Origin of the sequence: Lachnoclostridium sp. An169 (genome assembly GCF_002160525.1) — a bacterium.
Lineage (GTDB): Bacteria > Bacillota > Clostridia > Lachnospirales > Lachnospiraceae > Mediterraneibacter > Mediterraneibacter cottocaccae.
Window position 1 is genome coordinate 150,880 of record NZ_NFKT01000003.1, and the last position, 16,419, is coordinate 167,298.

The 16,419-nt window shown below is 47.9% G+C and carries 16 protein-coding genes; 12 read left to right on the forward strand and 4 right to left on the reverse strand.

Translation table 11 applies throughout. The features are described 5' to 3' along the window. From B5F07_RS03580 to B5F07_RS03595, 4 genes are read right to left on the reverse strand one after another with little or no spacing between them, the layout of a single operon-like run. Positions 1-1,845, reverse strand: coding sequence for a Z1 domain-containing protein (locus B5F07_RS03580; RefSeq protein WP_087159902.1), 1,845 nt, complete (start codon positions 1,843-1,845; stop codon positions 1-3). Beyond that, entirely contained in the window at positions 1,845-3,005 is a 1,161-nt protein-coding gene (locus B5F07_RS03585; protein WP_087159903.1) for a restriction endonuclease PLD domain-containing protein, read from the reverse strand. Before B5F07_RS03585 ends, B5F07_RS03580 begins: the two co-directional genes overlap by 1 nt. Continuing rightward, positions 3,005-3,217 carry a helix-turn-helix domain-containing protein gene (locus B5F07_RS03590; RefSeq protein ID WP_087159904.1) on the reverse strand — a complete coding sequence of 71 codons (213 nt, stop codon included), beginning with the start codon at positions 3,215-3,217 and terminating at the stop codon, positions 3,005-3,007. The genes B5F07_RS03585 and B5F07_RS03590 overlap by 1 nt, the downstream gene beginning before the upstream one ends. 14 nt (positions 3,218-3,231) lie before the next feature. Next, entirely contained in the window at positions 3,232-5,601 is a 2,370-nt protein-coding gene (locus B5F07_RS03595) for an NACHT domain-containing protein (RefSeq protein ID WP_162613045.1), read from the reverse strand. 1,185 nt (positions 5,602-6,786) lie between these two features. Between B5F07_RS03595 and B5F07_RS03600 the strand changes: the two genes are divergently transcribed. The 12 genes from B5F07_RS03600 (at position 6,787) to B5F07_RS23355 (ending at position 16,419) form a co-directional block, all read left to right on the forward strand. After that, the gene (locus tag B5F07_RS03600) at positions 6,787-7,353 is read left to right on the forward strand and encodes an RNA polymerase sigma factor (RefSeq protein WP_087159906.1); all 567 of its coding nucleotides are present in this window, start codon (positions 6,787-6,789) and stop codon (positions 7,351-7,353) included. A gap of 94 nt (positions 7,354-7,447) precedes the next feature. Next, positions 7,448-7,672, forward strand: coding sequence for a hypothetical protein (locus B5F07_RS03605; protein WP_087159907.1), 225 nt, complete (start codon positions 7,448-7,450; stop codon positions 7,670-7,672). Beyond that, positions 7,651-7,959, forward strand: coding sequence for a DNA ligase (locus tag B5F07_RS03610; protein WP_087159908.1), 309 nt, complete (start codon positions 7,651-7,653; stop codon positions 7,957-7,959). Before B5F07_RS03605 ends, B5F07_RS03610 begins: the two co-directional genes overlap by 22 nt. Further along, positions 7,959-9,098, forward strand: coding sequence for a DUF2800 domain-containing protein (locus tag B5F07_RS03615; RefSeq protein ID WP_087159909.1), 1,140 nt, complete (start codon positions 7,959-7,961; stop codon positions 9,096-9,098). The genes B5F07_RS03610 and B5F07_RS03615 overlap by 1 nt, the downstream gene beginning before the upstream one ends. Beyond that, entirely contained in the window at positions 9,095-9,658 is a 564-nt protein-coding gene (locus tag B5F07_RS03620) for a DUF2815 family protein (protein ID WP_087159910.1), read from the forward strand. The genes B5F07_RS03615 and B5F07_RS03620 overlap by 4 nt, the downstream gene beginning before the upstream one ends. 75 nt (positions 9,659-9,733) lie before the next feature. After that, positions 9,734-11,722 carry a DNA polymerase gene (locus B5F07_RS03625; RefSeq protein ID WP_087160024.1) on the forward strand — a complete coding sequence of 663 codons (1,989 nt, stop codon included), beginning with the start codon at positions 9,734-9,736 and terminating at the stop codon, positions 11,720-11,722. Positions 11,723-11,838: 116 nt separating this feature from the next. After that, entirely contained in the window at positions 11,839-12,270 is a 432-nt protein-coding gene (locus tag B5F07_RS03630; RefSeq protein WP_087159911.1) for a Panacea domain-containing protein, read from the forward strand. After that, the gene (locus B5F07_RS03635; protein ID WP_087159912.1) at positions 12,257-12,724 is read left to right on the forward strand and encodes a hypothetical protein; all 468 of its coding nucleotides are present in this window, start codon (positions 12,257-12,259) and stop codon (positions 12,722-12,724) included. Before B5F07_RS03630 ends, B5F07_RS03635 begins: the two co-directional genes overlap by 14 nt. Positions 12,725-12,868: 144 nt before the next feature. Then, positions 12,869-13,660: a phage antirepressor gene (locus B5F07_RS03640; protein ID WP_087159913.1), complete on the forward strand. Its 792-nt coding sequence runs from the start codon at positions 12,869-12,871 to the stop codon at positions 13,658-13,660. 2 nt (positions 13,661-13,662) lie between these two features. Continuing rightward, positions 13,663-14,100 carry a DUF7768 domain-containing protein gene (locus B5F07_RS03645; protein WP_087159914.1) on the forward strand — a complete coding sequence of 146 codons (438 nt, stop codon included), beginning with the start codon at positions 13,663-13,665 and terminating at the stop codon, positions 14,098-14,100. Next, complete coding sequence (locus tag B5F07_RS23350) at positions 14,097-15,584, forward strand: hypothetical protein (protein ID WP_330397718.1); 1,488 nt, start codon at positions 14,097-14,099, stop codon at positions 15,582-15,584. Before B5F07_RS03645 ends, B5F07_RS23350 begins: the two co-directional genes overlap by 4 nt. After that, the gene (locus B5F07_RS23355; RefSeq protein WP_330397719.1) at positions 15,514-16,419 is read left to right on the forward strand and encodes a virulence-associated E family protein; all 906 of its coding nucleotides are present in this window, start codon (positions 15,514-15,516) and stop codon (positions 16,417-16,419) included. Before B5F07_RS23350 ends, B5F07_RS23355 begins: the two co-directional genes overlap by 71 nt.

The following is a 16,419-nucleotide window of genomic DNA, read 5'->3' on the forward strand; positions in this document are numbered from 1 at the left end:
TCAGTCCTCTACAACATCATAATAAACAGCACCCTGCGGAAGCTTGATATTGGGAACCCATAACTGTCTGCCGCCCCATCCTTTTGTACCAGTAACTTGATACATGGTTAAAACTACTTTACGGGGGAAGGAGCCTCCCAGCTGCCAATCATTGGGGGACAGCAATGCACCGGTGCCTTGGGCTATATCTCTGTTTCTGCGCACAATAAGAATTCCCTGTGCAGTCGGAGCTTCAGCGAGCATTGTATCGAGAATTGCCTGGAATGAGGAAAGTTTAAAATCTGTATCAGTGATAACGTGAGACAGTATTTCCTTCATAAGCCGCAGACTGACCTGATAATATGGTTCATTTTCCGAAAAAGGTGACAGCAGATCAGAAATCTGATCTATGGTGTCATTGTCTGGGTGGAACGGATAATAGTTTGTTCCGCCCGATATAGCAGTCACATGATCAGTGTCGAGGACATTTTTCCGGGTCGGGTTTAATCCGTCTGGATAGTATACTTTGACATCATCCAAACCTTGTTCGACCTGTGAAATAATGGAATTGTTGGTGGCATTAATATCGGCAAAAAGTTTATATAAGCGCTCGTCAATATAAATCATCATCATTCCGGGATCACGATCGTACCCAAACATTCGGCTGTGCTGCCACATAGTATCAGCCTGCGGTTTTTTGCTGGTACGGGTATAGTAAATGGTCTGCAGGCTTGGGAAGGTAACGCCTCTTCCAAGCGTGTTTCCTCCTATGACAAAATTGCATCCGAAAGAATATTCATCACTGTCAACATCTGATTTTCCATTCATCACGATTACTTTTGATTCGTCATTAAGAAGATGATTTGCTATATATTCAAATAACTGCTTGAATGGAAGCTTTTCTGTTTTTGACGGAGAAAGCAGGGCATACTGTTTCTTGAGTTTATCTGAAAATTCACCGTTGAGGTTATCTTTGCACCAGTTAAGTTCAGAAATGATGCTGTCCGCAAATCTTTGATGTGCAGCCTGCCGAACACTGGGATGTATCAGGCAATTAGAAACAGGGCCGCCGGACGCTAAAATCTGCGCTGAAACAAGAAGATGGCGTATAACTACATTGCGCTCGGCGTGATCCAGTGTGTCCAAGTATGTTACGCATTCAGCTTTTCGGCTTTTAGGAAAGAAAAAGTCCCCGCCGAGATATCCCTTGCCTGGTTTGAAATAATGCGTAAAAAGAGGATGCCATCCGGATCCTACCGTTTGAAGAAGTATAGCTTGGGGCGTTCCGGTTACCTGAAGATATAAACTGCTTGAGGCGCCGTCTCGTATAGATCCAAGATATTTGTTGATTGAGGATTGTCTGTTTTTATTGACAAGTGTATTAAGAGAAGCCGCATCAGCCTCATCATCAACGATAAAAAGCGGATTGCCGCGCATGAATCCAGTGGAATTGAATATATTGGCCCATAGTTTCAGAATTCTTGCGTTCTTTTTTAAGACAACAATCGTCGGGAGCATCAAATTATTCTCAGCAAAAAGTCTGGCATCGTTTTCGCCGCAGATACAGTACCCGTCCAGATCCGATTTAACACGGTCCAAGGTCTGCTGCTGGAGGACGACGTTATCGGTGGTCAGCAGGACAAAGACAGGAAAACCAAGGTCAGTTGCTTTGCACATTATTCCGAACATCTGACCAGTCTTGCCTGACTGTACGTTGCCGAACAGCAGTCCTATTTCATGGCTCATAAATGAGAATTTTTTAAGATAGTTATTCCCGACATCTTCTGCAGTTGCCGAAATCGATTCAGCAAGCCCGGTATTTCCGCGTTCTACAATTTTATTCAGATAATTTTTGAGATACGACATTATTCTTCGTCTCCTTCCTTATTTTCAGGCCTGAAAGAGAGCATCCATACATCTAAAGCTGTTCCGTCTTCATCAAGGGCTGTTTGCCCGGTTTTCTTGAGGTATAGATTTTCACAGCCATATTCCTGAAGGATTTCTTTGGTGATCATTCCTGTTCGGTCCGTATCCAGCTGGGTATCATTTACTGGAACAACAAGACCTGCAGCGGCAAGGCGGCCTTTAAGCCAACGTCCCATGATCAGCTCATCGCCCACAGCACTGAATTGTTTGTTGCCGTCGCTTGTGGTGTGAGCCTTAAACCAATATCCGTCATCTGTGATGATGAAAAATGGTTTATTCTTTTCTGGATAGCCATCAATTTTGGTAATTTCTTTTGCAACAGTCAGCTGTGTTTCATACCAATCACGGGATTTTCGTTTGTTTCTTGGAGCGGCATAGCATACATTTACATTTGATTTGGTAAAATGTTTGCCGTCATCCATGTGTCTCTCAGCATAAGCAGGTACTTTAAGCGGAAGAAGAAAAGATGCGTATGCTGAACATCTTTTATAAAATTCAACATTTGAAGGAGGTACTTCTGCAACGAGCTCGATGCCTGAGAGAGCAGTGTTCTTTTCAAATATCAGCGGCATATCGGATATATCTTCAATATTGGCTGAACATGCCGGAGCTTTCAGTTTCTGTATAAAATCCGATATCTCTTTGCATTCCGATGGATCAATTGTAAGAGAAGAGATTTCATACTGTCTTCTGTTTGAGGCTTCCAGTTTTATAACTCCGAGGTTTGCGGATCCTATGATTGCAGAAAAAGGGACTCCATCCTTATAAAAACAATAGAGCTTTCCGTGATACTTGAAAGAACGGACAATTCTTATTTCACCCGTTCTGGACGCGCGCCATTTTTTGTTGATTTTTACAGCAGTGTGATAGGAACTTTCGGGCATGCCTTCGATATAGTACATTCCGATATTCAGGCATATCTGTTTTATGCTGTAATCAGAAATTAAATTATCCAACTCTTCCAGAGAAGCACGGGAAACATAGCCGACAGCTATTTCCACATAATCTGCCTTGGCCAGCTGTTCCTGAAAGCAGTCTATAATTGTCTGCTGATCATCCGCTGTTCCCAAAGGAAGTATATTTGAATAAAGCAGCTTCATTATTTTTCCTCCTCGTCAATGGTTTCCAGGATATCTTCAAGATGAACGTTCAGCGATTCACATATTTTCAGCAGTACATCGGTAGTAATGTTTTCGCATTTGCCCAACTTGGCAATGGACGCTGAGCTTACGCCGGATGCAACTTTAAGATCGTGTTTGTTCATTCCTTTATCGATTAGCAGTTTCCAGAGTTTATTATAGCTGATTTTCATAGATTTTGTCCTTTCTAATCATCGAATAAATCGTCAGATTCGTCTTCTTTTTGAATTGAAGCACGCAGTTCATCATAGTATCTTTTGATGTTCTGATATTCTTCTGCTAATGGGAAACCCGAATCTTCCATAAAGTCACGAAGAATTTTATATTTACCAGGATTATGCGTCAGCTGGTATATTTCTATTTCGATAGTAATGCCGGTTTGCTCCGGCTTGCCGAAGAGGTAATTATATTGATAAGGAACATCCTCTTCAAAAGCAACTGTTGTATCATCCATCAGACTTTCTGCGATTTCTTCTTGATTTTGAAATCTTTCATAAACATCTTCATCCAAAAAATATTCATAAACTCGTACGGATTCTTTTGTCGGAAGATCATAAATCAGTGAAGGCCAGTCGAGAAAATCCAAATCAACAAGTCCTCCAAGATGCTTAAATTCTAATATTTTCCTGTAAATAAAAGACTGCGCTTCATTGAAATAGGTGTCACCGGTTTCTCCTTCCTGATAATATAGAACAGGATACTGATCTTCAAGAAAAGTCCAATATTCTTCGTCTGTGCCTGATGCTGAACATTTTTCTAATAAAGCACGTAAATGAGGAAGAAAAATGTATCTTTCTACTTTTTCCGGTATCATGTCGCAGAGCATATCAAAGGTTCTGTCAGTATAGGAACGATCCTGCATTTTTTCAAAGAAGTTGCCTACCCGGATAAGCTTTGAATCGTATCCCGAGGCAAAATGAACTGCGGCAAAATATTCTTGGAAGGAACGGTGTATAAAATAATATTTTTCTCCTTCCCGGTACATGATGCACAGGTTGTCAGTAAGATCGCGAAGAAAGTCATAAGGTGCTGCACCGCATTTTTCTGCGTATGTATCTTTGAGTACCTTCTGCATATAAGAATTAAAGCTGATATCAGTAAATTCCAATTCTTCATCTTTATAGGTTCTGGCACAAAATTCTGCAAAATACTTAGAAAATTCCTCCGGGGTAAGCTTTGTGTGAAGGGGACGTTTGAATGATCCTTTTGTAGCATCATGCAGTCTTGCCATTGTCTCATATGCTTTGGAGTAAAACACGTGCATTTTGGCAGGAACCTCTCCGAATGAAGAATAGGTCATCAGCATGATTGTGAGCAGTAGCGGGTTGCTGGCAAACTGATAATGAGAGTTATATAATTTCTGATCCAAAGCCTCCATGAAACTATTTTTAGCCGCGGTATCCCAGAACTCCAGTTTTTCAATAAGTGCTAAGGATTGAGGTTTTGTCAAAGGTTCGATATTAAATATTGAAAACTTAGAATACGCTATGAAATTATAAACTGGCCTGGATGTAATCACAATCATGTTGCCCGGATATGATTTTATAAAGGCTTCCAAGTCCGTATCAAAAGATTCTCTGACTAATGACTGAATCTCATCAAGTCCGTCCATCAAAAGAACAAGTTCTTTATTCAGCAGGCTGTTTATAACATCTGCTTGAGAGATGTTCGAATCAAAATCCTTGGCTGATTTCCAGATAAAGTCCACGATTCCATTTGTGTCATCTTTGTAGTTTTTGAGAGAAAGAAGCAGGGGAACATGGCCCTTCGCATCTATCGACTGAGACGATGAGAGGAAAAGATGGGTAAGCATCATGGATTTTCCGATGCCGCCGGTTCCTTCAATAATAATATAATTTGACTCTTTTTCCAGTTTTTCTATAGTAGCATTCTCAATAATCTTTTCGGACTTGAAATCTCTAAGCCCTGACGCCTTGAATTTCTTATACTTGATGTTGCTGCAGATAAAGAGATCATAAAATGGGTGGGGCTTCTCAGCGTAAAGCAAAGTTTTCTTTGTTGAATAATAGGTGGACGCAGTATTGAGATAAGTTTGAAAAGGATGAGGTACATCGCCGGTTTCCTGGGGCAAGCCGCCAAAATACAATACTCCGTCTTTAACAGCAGCAAGATCAGGAGCAATGCCTTTAGGTTCAATAATAATGGGCGGAATAGTTCCTTTTTTAGAAGCACCCGCCGCTTCAATAATGATTGAATTAAATAAGTCGGCGAGCATATCACCTGCATTATGCAGACTTATATGCGGAAGAACATCAGAAAACTGCCGGCAAAGGTTTTCAACAGCGCCGTCTGGAAATTGATGAATATATTCTGAAAAAGCCATAGGCTCAATGTATGTATTTATTTTCTTGGCAAGCCGCGATATCTTTGCCTGACCATTATAAAAAGATTTATAGGTGCTGGGCTGATACTCATCTAAAATAACTTGCCCGTCATCGGAAAGGATTGCTTCAAATATTGAGCGTGTAAATTCTGCTGTGTTTCCGCCGGCGCTGATGACAGAGGCCAATCTATGAATAAACTCTTTGAAATCCATTGCTTTATCCCTCTTTGCCAAACTTTGTCCTGGGTTGTTTAAGTGTATCCGTGCATAACCGCATTTGTCCGTCCTTTTTAGTAAGATGTAATTGTCAAAAGGTTGGAACCTGTATTTTAGGACCTGTTCAGTGGTGCGGCTATACATATTCATTCTAACATAGGCTTAGAGATTTGACTACTGTAAATACACTATTGAAATCTGTGATTATAAATTTAGATTTAAGAATTACAGAATAAAAATTTATAATACTGCAGTTCAGTGTATTTTGGTGAATACTCTGTGCTGAATAATTGTATTTCACTGTCTTAGATCCGCTGATTTGGAGATAAAGGTTCTGACGTAAATTCAACCGAATAAAACTTCGCCAGGATTTTCTTGGGAGCGCGAAAATTATTGACAACAGAACACACGTTCGATATACTATATTTATCGCTGCCATAGGATTTAAGTCACGGCAAACAGTGCAGAGGAAAATAAAACAATCACCAACGGTCAGTTTGACATTCCCTTTTGGCTGGCCTCTTGCGGGAGGCGAAAAGATATGCAGGAAGTGCATGTGGCTTGTCCATGTTGTAAAAATAAAAGGTTGTTTGACGCGGATCCGGAGACAGTAGAGGGCATCATCAAAATTAAATGTCCCATCTGCAAATCGGTCATTGCGGTCAGCTTCCACAAGAAAAAGGTTCGTACTGAGCGAATCGGCGTATGAGAGATCATAACGACCAGGGCCTGACGAAGTATAGATGTGAAAATCATCTGTATTTTGTCAGGCTCTTTTTTTGTGCGGTTTACAAAAAACGGGACAATTTCATCTTTAAAAAGAGAATAAGTAAATAGACGGGCCGGAAAAGGCTTCACCGAAGGCGTTTGGGAAAGGAGAGGATAAAAGATCCGGCTAAAAGGAGAAAGACACTTTGGGTATTGACCAGAACCTGCATCTTTGGATGCCGGTCCTGATGAGTATCCCAAAGATGCTCAGATAAAAATTCATATCGGCCGCATGTGCGCAGTGAGGCAGGATACGACATACCGTGGAAATCAGCTTTGAGAAAGACAGCTGATGGAACACGGGTGTAAGTACCCTTGTTTTCCTGCGCATTTTGTTGGCTTTGGGTACTTTGGTCAGAAGTCCGTACCGGGTACCCTGCTCTCACTGCCTCCCGGCCAGCTAAGGAGGCAATCATGAGAGTAAGAAAGACGAGACAGAACCAGAGAAATGTGTACCGTTATCCAGTGAGTGTTGAGGACGGGCGCGGCGGTTACCGGACGGTTTATACGACAGTCCGGCCGGGCGAGATGGGCGTGACCGAGGTGTGGATCCAGGATCTGCACCGGATGGATGATAATGAAGTCACCAACAACATCAAGAACGGGCATCCGAAATTGACGGCGGAACAGAAAACTGCGAAAAAAGAATGGGAAGAAGCGCATCCGGGAGAGAAGTTTGATATGAACTGGAATCTTTCCCTGGATTACATAGCCGGAGACACGGATGACGGGGAGCTGGACAAGAGCAGCGTGCTTGCCGGGGTCAGTTATGACCCCTTTGATGAGGATGTGCCGGATGAGGTGCTGAAGCTTCGCGAGATCGCCGCTGAAAAGATGACGGACCGGCAGAGACAGGCTTACCGGCTGATCGGCCTGGAAGGATACTCCAGGACAGAGGCGGCGAAGATCATGGGAGTAAGCGTCAAGGTGGCAAAGGTCCATTATGATAAGGCGATCGAATGCATTAAGAAATATTTTTAAAGGTTTTTTCGGGAGAGGGTAAAATCTCTCCCCTTTTTCTTGCCTGTGACATGTAAGGAAGACAGCTTCCTGCAGAAAGAGAGGTGAAGAAAAAATGGCGGTCAAACATAAGATTGTCATTAACGTCTCGGATTCCAGCGGGCGTAAGGAGAACGTGCTGAAGGGCGCGGATGTGAAACTCCCGGCAAGACTGCTTAAGTTCCTGTTTGGGGAGTTTACGCAGGTGTATCTCTTGTCACCGGGGCAGACGGTGGAATCCGTAGACATCCGTGAAGTTGAGGAAGGAGGTGCAAAAACATGTCAAAGATGGGTGAACTGAACCTGCTGCTTCAGGAATTGAAGAAGTGCGGGGAGAGCCTGGTGAACATTGCCGATGAACTGACAGGGATTTTTTCTGAGACAGGGGAAAAGAAGACAGAAGCTCCGGCAGATCCGGCAAAGGAATATACCTTTACTGAGGTAAGGGCATTCCTGGCGGAGAAGTCCAGGGCCGGGCATACCGCGGAGATCAGGAAGATCCTTGAAGCGCACGGGGCGGACAAGCTGTCGGCGCTGGATAAAGAGGAATACGCGGCGGTAATGGCGGAAGCGGAGGTGCTGGGATAATGGGAAAGCATGCGTTTTTATCGGCGTCATCCAGCCACAGATGGCTGGAATGCCCGCCTTCGGCAAAACTGTGCGCGGAGCAGGAAGACAGATCCAGCCCTTACGCGCAGCAGGGTACCGACTGCCATGAACTCTGCGCTTATCTGGTGGAAAAGTCACTGGGGAAGGATGTGACGGATCCGACCGAAAACCTTACTTATTACGACCAGGAGATGCGGGACTGCGCGGAAAGCTATTGTTCTTATGTCAACGAACAGATCGAGGCGGCAAAGAAGCGCTGCCCGGATCCGCAGGTGCTGATCGAGCAGAGGCTGGATTTTTCCCGATGGGTGGAGAACGGTTTCGGTACCGGCGACTGCGTGATCGTGGCGGATGAGATGCTGCAGGTCATCGACTATAAACATGGGGTGGGCGTACTCGTATCTGCGGAGAAGAACCCGCAGATGATGTGCTATGCGCTGGGCGCCCTGGAATTGTTTGACGGCCTGTATGACATCCAAGAGGTCCGTATGACCATCTTCCAGCCCCGGCGTGAGAATGTCAGTACCTGCGCTATGACAAAAGAAGAACTGCTCGCCTGGGCGGAGGAAGTCTTAAAGCCAACGGCGGCCCTGGCCTATGAGGGCAAAGGAGAGTTCAAGGCAGGGGAACACTGCCGGTTCTGCAAAGTGAAAGCAACGTGCCGCAAGAGAGCGGAATATAACCTGGAACTTGCACGGTATGACTTTGAGATGCCTGCCGTTTTGGAAGAGACTGAGATCGCAGCGATCCTTCCGAAGATTGATGAACTGGTATCCTGGGCGGCAGATATCAAGGAATACGCCCTGCAGCAGGCCCTGTCCGGAACGCATTATGAAGGCTTCAAAGTCGTGGAAGGCAGGTCGAACCGGAAATACAGTGATGAGGCCGCGGTTATTTCAGCGGCGGAATCCGCGGGATATGATCCCTATGAGAAGAAGCTTCTCGGCATTACCGCCATGACTGCCCTTATGGGGAAAAAGAAGTTCGAGGAAGTGCTTGGCCCGTTTATCGTAAAGCCGCAAGGCAAGCCGGCGCTGGTGCCGGATTCCGATAAGAGACCGGCGCTTAATACAGCATATGAAGATTTTAGTGAAAATGAAGGAGGAAAAGAAGTATGACTAAGTTTAACAACCCGACAAAAGTAATTACCGGAGTCAACACCAGATGGAGCTATGTCAACGCATGGGAGCCGAAGTCCATCAATGGAGGTGCGCCGAAATATTCCGTGTCCCTGATCATCCCGAAGTCTGACACGAAGACGTTGGAAAAAATCCGGGCGGCAATCCAGGCGGCCTACGAGGAAGGGCAGAGCAAGCTGAAAGGCAATGGCAGATCTGTACCGGCGCTTTCTGCGCTGAAGACGCCGCTGCGTGACGGCGACGCGGAAAGGCCGGATGACGAGGCCTATGCCAATTCTTATTTCGTGAACGCAAACAGCGGCACGGCGCCGGGGATCGTGGACGCGGACAGGAACCCGATCCTGGAGCGTTCCGAGGTGTATTCCGGGGTGTACGGCAGGGCGAGCATCAATTTCTACGCTTTCAACAGCAACGGGAACAAGGGGATTGCCTGCGGATTGAACAACCTGCAGAAGATCCGGGACGGCGAGCCCCTTGGCGGCAAGAGCAGGGCGGAAGATGATTTCGCGGAAGCGGATGAGGAAGATTTCCTTTCCTAAGAACAGGATGATCATATTTGGGAAGACGGGTGCCGGTCAGAAATGGCCGGCGCCTGCTTTCAGATTGGAGGAAAGATGGAGACGATCAGTATTGATATTGAAACATATTCTGAGAATGACCTGGGTAAATGCGGCGTGTACAAGTATGTGCAGCATCCGGATTTTGACATCCTGCTTTTTGGCTATGCGGTGGACGGCGGTGACGTCCGGGTGGTTGACCTGGCGTCCGGGAAGACGATGCCGGAGGAAGTTCTGGCCGCCCTGTCCGATGAAACCGTGACGAAATGGGCGTTCAACAGCAATTTTGAACGTGTCTGCCTGTCGGAATGGCTGAGAAGGAACCATCCGGAATTCTTTTCCTCTTACAGTGTGCCGGGAGATACGGTTGGCGATTATCTGGATCCGCGGGGATGGAAATGTTCCATGGTCTGGTCCGCCTATATGGGGCTGCCCCTATCCCTTGCCGGCGCCGGAGCGGTGCTGGGGCTGGAAGAGCAGAAGCTGAAAGAAGGGAAAGAACTGATCCGGTATTTCTGCGTGCCGTGCAAAGCAACGAAGGCTAATGGAGGAAGAACCAGGAACCTCCCGGAACATGACAGGGAGAAATGGGAGCGTTTCAGGTCCTATAACCAGAGGGATGTGGAAGTGGAAAGATCCATCCAGGAGAGACTGCGGAATTTCCCGGTGCCGGATTTTGTCTGGGAAGAGTTCTGGCTTGACCAGGAGATCAATGACCGGGGGATCCTGTTGGATATAGATATGGTGGAGAACGCAATCCGGTTGGATGGCATCTCAAAAGATCAGCTGTTGGATGCCATGAAGAAGATTACCGGGCTGGAAAATCCCAACAGTGTGGCGCAGATGAAGCAGTGGCTGTCCAGCCGGGGCATAGAGACGGAATCGCTGGGAAAGAAGGACGCGGCAAAGATGATTGCGGATAGAGATATGGATGAAGAAGTCGTAAAAGCATTGAAGCTCCGTCTGCAGCTGGCAAAGTCTTCCGTAAAGAAGTATCAGGCCATGCGGAACGCTGTCTGCAGGGACGGCAGGGCGAGGGGCATGTTTCAGTTCCTCGGGGCTAATCGGAGCGGCAGGTGGGCCGGGCGGATCATCCAGCTGCAGAACCTTCCGCAGAACCATATGGAGGATTTGGAACAGGCGAGAGGACTTGTCAAAAATGGGGATTATGAAGCCCTGGCCATACTGTATGATTCCGTGCCGAATGTATTGTCGGAATTGATCCGGACTGCTTTTGTCGCTGCGGGAGGAAACAAGTTCTGCGTGGCGGACTTTTCATCCATCGAGGCGAGGGTTTTGTCCTGGCTTGCCGGGGAGCGGTGGAGGATGGACGTATTTGTGAAGAACGGCGATATTTACTGCGCGTCGGCATCGGCGATGTTTGGGGTGCCTGTGGAAAAGCATGGACGGAACGCGGAACTGCGGCAGAAGGGGAAGATCGCGGAACTTGCTTTGGGATACGGCGGGTCTGTCGGCGCACTGAAATCCATGGGAGCCATTGAGATGGGACTGACAGAAGAAGAACTTCAGCCGCTGGTGGATTCCTGGCGAACCGCAAATCCCAATATCGTTCGGTTCTGGTGGGACGTGGACCGGGCGGTAAAGAAAGCGGTGAAGCAGCGGAAACCGTCTGTCCTTCGGGGGATCCGTTTTGAGTGCCGCAACGGGATGCTGTTCATTACCCTGCCTTCCGGGAGAAGGCTTTCCTACGTGAAGCCGAGGATTGGTGAGAACCGCTTCGGCGGGGAATCCGTGACCTATGAAGGCGTGGGCGGGACGAAGAAGTGGGAGCGGATCGAGAGTTACGGCCCGAAGTTTGTGGAGAACATTGTGCAGGCCATATCCAGGGATATCCTCTGCTATGCCATACGGACTCTGTCACACTGTCGGATCTGCGCCCATGTGCATGATGAGCTGATCATCGAGTGCCAGAAGGACGCTTCCCTGGAAGCGATCTGTGAGCAGATGGGACGGACGCCGCTCTGGGCGGAGGGGCTGGTTTTAAGAGCCGATGGCTACGAAACACAGTTTTATAAAAAGGATTAAGACTGTACATATAATAAAATTTATATGAATATCCATCATAAAAAATTCACAATTTGCAGACTGGTCACAATCTCTAATTGGTGTTATATTATAGATGGAGAAAGGAGGATGAAAAAATGGCAAATGTTTTTGATACAGCAAAATATATTTTGGAACAATCTGGATCTATGTCAACTATGAAACTTCAAAAGTTATGCTATTATTCTCAGGCATGGTCTCTTGTTTGGGATGATTCTCCTTTATTTGAAGAAGACTTTCAGGCTTGGGCTAATGGGCCGGTATGTCCTGATTTGTTTTTCAAAACCCAGGGTAAGTATTCAGTAAGTGCGAGCGATGAAACTGGTGGGGATGGAGATTTATCTGCAGATCAAAAAGATACTATCGATAAAGTATTAGAGCACTATGGCAGCCACGATGCCCAGTGGCTCAGTCAGCTGACACACATGGAAGATCCTTGGATTAAAGCGAGAAAAGGAGTTCCGTTAGGTGCCGGATGCAGTAATGTGATTACGAAAGAAAGTATGGCGTTGTATTATGGCGGGCTCTAAACGAAAAAAAGAGATAAAGCAAAAAGAAACTCCGAAAGGGAAGTTTATCGCTCAGGGTGGAAATCCTGAGCGATACTATTCAGAAAATCCTGCATGGTCTTTTGCAAATTCTGATCAGGAGATGTGGGCATTCTCAGAGGATCATATGGGAAGTTTATTTTGGACAGAGATTCTTCCAAGATTAAAATCATTAGAGAGTCAAACATGGAGCGAAATATTGGTTCGAGATAAAAAGCAAAATCACTCCTTGGATTTGAGCGAATTGAATAAGGTTGCACAAGACAGGTTAGCTTCAAAATATATAGAAGCAGAATCATTAATATCATTGCGCGTAACGGGCAGCCATAGATTATATGGGTATATGACAGGCAGAGTCTTTAATGTGCTTTGGTATGACGATGATCATGGGGATAATAGTACATGCGTATGTAGATCCCGCTTAAAACATACATAATTAGATCGATTAAAAAGTATAAAGTCCGTTTGGCAGATAGCTAAACGGATTCTTTTTTTTTGAGAGAGGGTAAAAATCCTCTCTTTTTTATTGCCTGTGACTTGAGAAAACAAACTCAATAATTCTTACTAAGGAGGGTAATTCATGAGTGAGTTACAGGTATTCAGCAACGCGGAGTTCGGCTCGGTCCGCAGTATCACAGTCAATGGCGAGCCGTTTTTTGTCGGGAAGGATGTGGCGGAGATCCTTGGTTACGCCAATACCAGGGACGCTCTGGCGAAGCATGTGGATGAAGAGGACAGAATGGATGGGGTAGCGATCCGCGACTCCATCGGAAGGGAGCAGACGCCGGTGTTTATCAACGAATCCGGCCTTTACAGCCTGATCCTGTCCAGTAAGCTTCCTTCAGCGAAACGCTTCAAGAGGTGGGTGACATCGAAAGTCCTTCCGGCGATCCGAAAGCACGGAGTATTTGCGATGGATGACATTGTGAACAACACGGATGCCCTGATCGAAGCGCTGCAGGCGTTTAAGGCCGAGCGGCTTAAGAGGATGGCGCTGGAACAGGAGGCCGCCGTGCAGAAGCAGCAGCTTGCGGAGATGAGGCCGAAGGCAAGCTATTATGATGTGGTCCTGAACAGCCCCAGCCTGATGGCGGTATCGGAATTCGCGAAAGATTATGGATGGAGCGCGAAGCGGATGAACCAGTACCTGCATGAGAAAGGCGTGCAGTATAAGCAGGGCGGAAAGATCTGGCTTTTGTACCAGAAATATGCCGGGTGCGGCTACACCAGCACGAAGACACACGCTTATCCGGCGCATGACGGGACAACGCATACGAAGGTGCATACGTACTGGACGCAGAAAGGAAGGCTTTTCATCTATGACCTGCTGAAAGCGGACGGAATCCTTCCGCTGATTGAAAGGGGGAACTGAGCATGGGAGTCAGCAAGTATAACAGCGAGGGATATTATGATCCCGTGGTATATGAGGCGCTGACCAGGATCGAGGCGGAAGAGCGCGCGGCCAGGGCGGCAGCCGCGTACCGCCCTTTGGTCTATATCTGTTCTCCTTACGCGGGAGATGTGGAGAAGAATACGTTCCGGGCAAGGGCATTTTCCAGGTTCGCAGTGGAGAGACACTGCATCCCGATTGCCCCGCACCTTCTCTGCCCGCAGTACCTGGATGAGGAAACAGAACGGTGGCTGGGGCTTAAGATGGGCATTGTCTTTATGGGAAAATGCGAAGAGGTCTGGGTGTTCGGGGATACAGTCTCCGAAGGCATGGCCGCTGAGATTGAAAAGGCCAGGAAACTGCGCAAGAAGATCCGGTATTTTACCGATGACCTGCGGGAGAAGGAGGGGATGGCAGGATGAAGATCGCGTATGGAAATTCCCGTATGGAGAAGAGATGGAAGAATAATGAGATCTCCTGGGATGACTTCTGCAAAAGGGTCAGCACCACGCAGACCACCACGGAAACAGTGGAGGAATACAGGAAGATGACAAAGCCGCAGCAGGACGCTGTCAAGGATGTGGGCGGCTTTGTGGGCGGGCATCTGCGGGGCGGCAGGAGAAAGACTGGGACGGTTCTGTGCCGGTCTATGCTGACGCTGGATATGGACCATGGCACGCCGGATATCCTGGATGAGCTTTCCCTGTTCAATTCCCATGAGATGTGTGTCTACTCTACGCACAAGCATACGCCGGAGGCGCCGCGGCTGCGGCTGATCTTCCCGCTGAAACGGGATGTGTCCGAGGAGGAATATCCGGCCCTTGCCCGCAAGGTGGCGCAGGAGATCGGAATGAATCTGTTTGATGATACCACATACCAGCCGCACCGGCTTATGTACTGGCCGTCTACTTCCTCAAACGGGGAGTATGTGTTCCGGGTCATGGACGGCGATCTCCTGGATCCGGATGCTTACCTGGGGCTTTATGATGACTGGCGGGACGTTTCCACCTGGCCGGTATCGTCCAGGGAATCGGAAGCGGTGGAGAAGTCTGCGAAACAGCAGGCGGACCCGCTGGCAAAGACCGGCGTGGTGGGGGCTTTCTGCCGTGCTTATCCGATCCGGGAAGCGATTGAAAAGTTCCTGCCGGATGTTTACGCGCCGTCGGCAATGGAAGGGAGATATGACTATATCCCCGCAGACAGTTCCGCCGGCGTCATCATCATTGATGAGAAGTTTGCCTACAGCTTCCACGCGACGGATCCGGCCTGCGGGCAGCTGCTGAACGCTTTTGACGCGGTGAGGGTGCATAAGTTCCCGGATGATGACCCGAAAAAGTCCTATAATGCAATGGCCGAATTCGCCGTGGCGGATGAGCGGGTGAAACTCCGTATCTTTGAGGAAAAGCGGCAGGCGGCAGCGGAGGATTTTGATGAAGCGGATCCGGACGCGTGGAAGAAGCAGCTTCAGTATGAAAAGAAGAGTATGGAACTTAAGAATAACCTGCATAACCTTATGCTGATCCTGGAGAATGATGAGAACCTGAAGGGGATTGTGTTCAACCAGCTGGCGGACGGTATGGAGATCCGGGGAAACGTTCCCTGGCCGCATCCGGCCAAGTTCTGGCGTGACGCGGATGACGCCCAGCTGATCTGCTATGTGGACGCGGCATACGGGACATTTTCTGCCAGGAATTATGATATCGCCGTTACGAAGGCTGTGGATGACCGGTCCTACCATCCGATCCGGGAGTTCTTTGAGACGCTTCCTGCTTGGGACGGGGTAGAGCGGGCGGATACGCTGCTGATCGATTATCTTGGGGCGGAGGACACTCCATATGTTCGGGCAGTTACAAGGAAGGAGCTGTGCGGCTTACTGCCGGGTGTACCATCCGGGAATCAAGTTTGACAGCATGATTGTTCTGAACGGGGATCAGGGGATCGGGAAGAGTACGCTGATCGCGAAGCTGGGCGGCGAATGGTACTCGGACAGCCTGAACCTGTCGGATATGAATGACAAGACGGCGGCGGAGAAGCTGCAGGGGTACTGGATCATGGAGATCGGGGAGCTTGCCGGGATGCGGAAAGCGGACCTGGATAAGGTGAAAGCCTTTATTTCCAGGCAGGATGACAAGTACCGGGCAAGCTTCGGAAGAAGGGTAACGCCCCATCCGAGACAGTGCGTATTTTTTGGCACCACCAACAGCCAGAGCGGGTATCTCAGGGACATTACCGGGAACAGAAGGTACTGGAATGTGAAGGTGCCGGGAAACGGGAAGTACAAGCCCTGGGATATGGATGAGGATACGGTGAAGCAGATTTGGGCGGAGGTCATGGTATATGCCAAAGCCGGGGAGAAGCTGTATCTTTCACCGGAACTGGAAGACTATGCCAAAGAAGAGCAGCGGGCGGCGATGGAACGGGATGACCGGGAAGGGCTGGTGCAGGAATACCTGGATATGCTCCTGCCCGATAACTGGGATTCGATGGATGTCTATAAGCGGCGTGATTATGTCCGGGACGCGGATGACCCGATGCGGCTGGACGGCAGCGTCCGCCGGATGGAGGTTTCCAACATGGAAATCTGGTGCGAATGCTTCGGAAAGCCGAAAGAGGATATGAAGCCATCGGACAGCTATTCCATTGCGGCCATCATGGAGAGAATGGACGGGTGGAGCAGGACCGGGAAGGCAAGAGTCCTGCCAATCTACGGCAAGCAGAGGATATACAGACGGAACGGGTAA

Excerpts from the sequence above, each read along its gene's own strand:
- B5F07_RS03640 (WP_087159913.1), top strand. The coding sequence starts at position 12,869 with ATGAGTGAGTTACAGGTATTCAGCAACGCGGAGTTCGGCTCGGTCCGC.
- B5F07_RS23355 (WP_330397719.1), top strand. The coding sequence starts at position 15,514 with ATGTTCGGGCAGTTACAAGGAAGGAGCTGTGCGGCTTACTGCCGGGTG.
- B5F07_RS03585 (WP_087159903.1), bottom strand. The coding sequence starts at position 3,005 with ATGAAGCTGCTTTATTCAAATATACTTCCTTTGGGAACAGCGGATGAT.
- B5F07_RS03645 (WP_087159914.1), top strand. The coding sequence starts at position 13,663 with ATGGGAGTCAGCAAGTATAACAGCGAGGGATATTATGATCCCGTGGTA.
- B5F07_RS03595 (WP_162613045.1), bottom strand. The coding sequence starts at position 5,601 with ATGGATTTCAAAGAGTTTATTCATAGATTGGCCTCTGTCATCAGCGCC.
- B5F07_RS03620 (WP_087159910.1), top strand. The coding sequence starts at position 9,095 with ATGACTAAGTTTAACAACCCGACAAAAGTAATTACCGGAGTCAACACC.
- B5F07_RS03625 (WP_087160024.1), top strand. The coding sequence starts at position 9,734 with ATGGAGACGATCAGTATTGATATTGAAACATATTCTGAGAATGACCTG.
- B5F07_RS03590 (WP_087159904.1), bottom strand. The coding sequence starts at position 3,217 with ATGAAAATCAGCTATAATAAACTCTGGAAACTGCTAATCGATAAAGGA.
- B5F07_RS03600 (WP_087159906.1), top strand. The coding sequence starts at position 6,787 with ATGAGAGTAAGAAAGACGAGACAGAACCAGAGAAATGTGTACCGTTAT.
- B5F07_RS03580 (WP_087159902.1), bottom strand. The coding sequence starts at position 1,845 with ATGTCGTATCTCAAAAATTATCTGAATAAAATTGTAGAACGCGGAAAT.
- B5F07_RS03615 (WP_087159909.1), top strand. The coding sequence starts at position 7,959 with ATGGGAAAGCATGCGTTTTTATCGGCGTCATCCAGCCACAGATGGCTG.
- B5F07_RS03635 (WP_087159912.1), top strand. The coding sequence starts at position 12,257 with ATGGCGGGCTCTAAACGAAAAAAAGAGATAAAGCAAAAAGAAACTCCG.
- B5F07_RS03605 (WP_087159907.1), top strand. The coding sequence starts at position 7,448 with ATGGCGGTCAAACATAAGATTGTCATTAACGTCTCGGATTCCAGCGGG.
- B5F07_RS03610 (WP_087159908.1), top strand. The coding sequence starts at position 7,651 with ATGTCAAAGATGGGTGAACTGAACCTGCTGCTTCAGGAATTGAAGAAG.
- B5F07_RS03630 (WP_087159911.1), top strand. The coding sequence starts at position 11,839 with ATGGCAAATGTTTTTGATACAGCAAAATATATTTTGGAACAATCTGGA.
- B5F07_RS23350 (WP_330397718.1), top strand. The coding sequence starts at position 14,097 with ATGAAGATCGCGTATGGAAATTCCCGTATGGAGAAGAGATGGAAGAAT.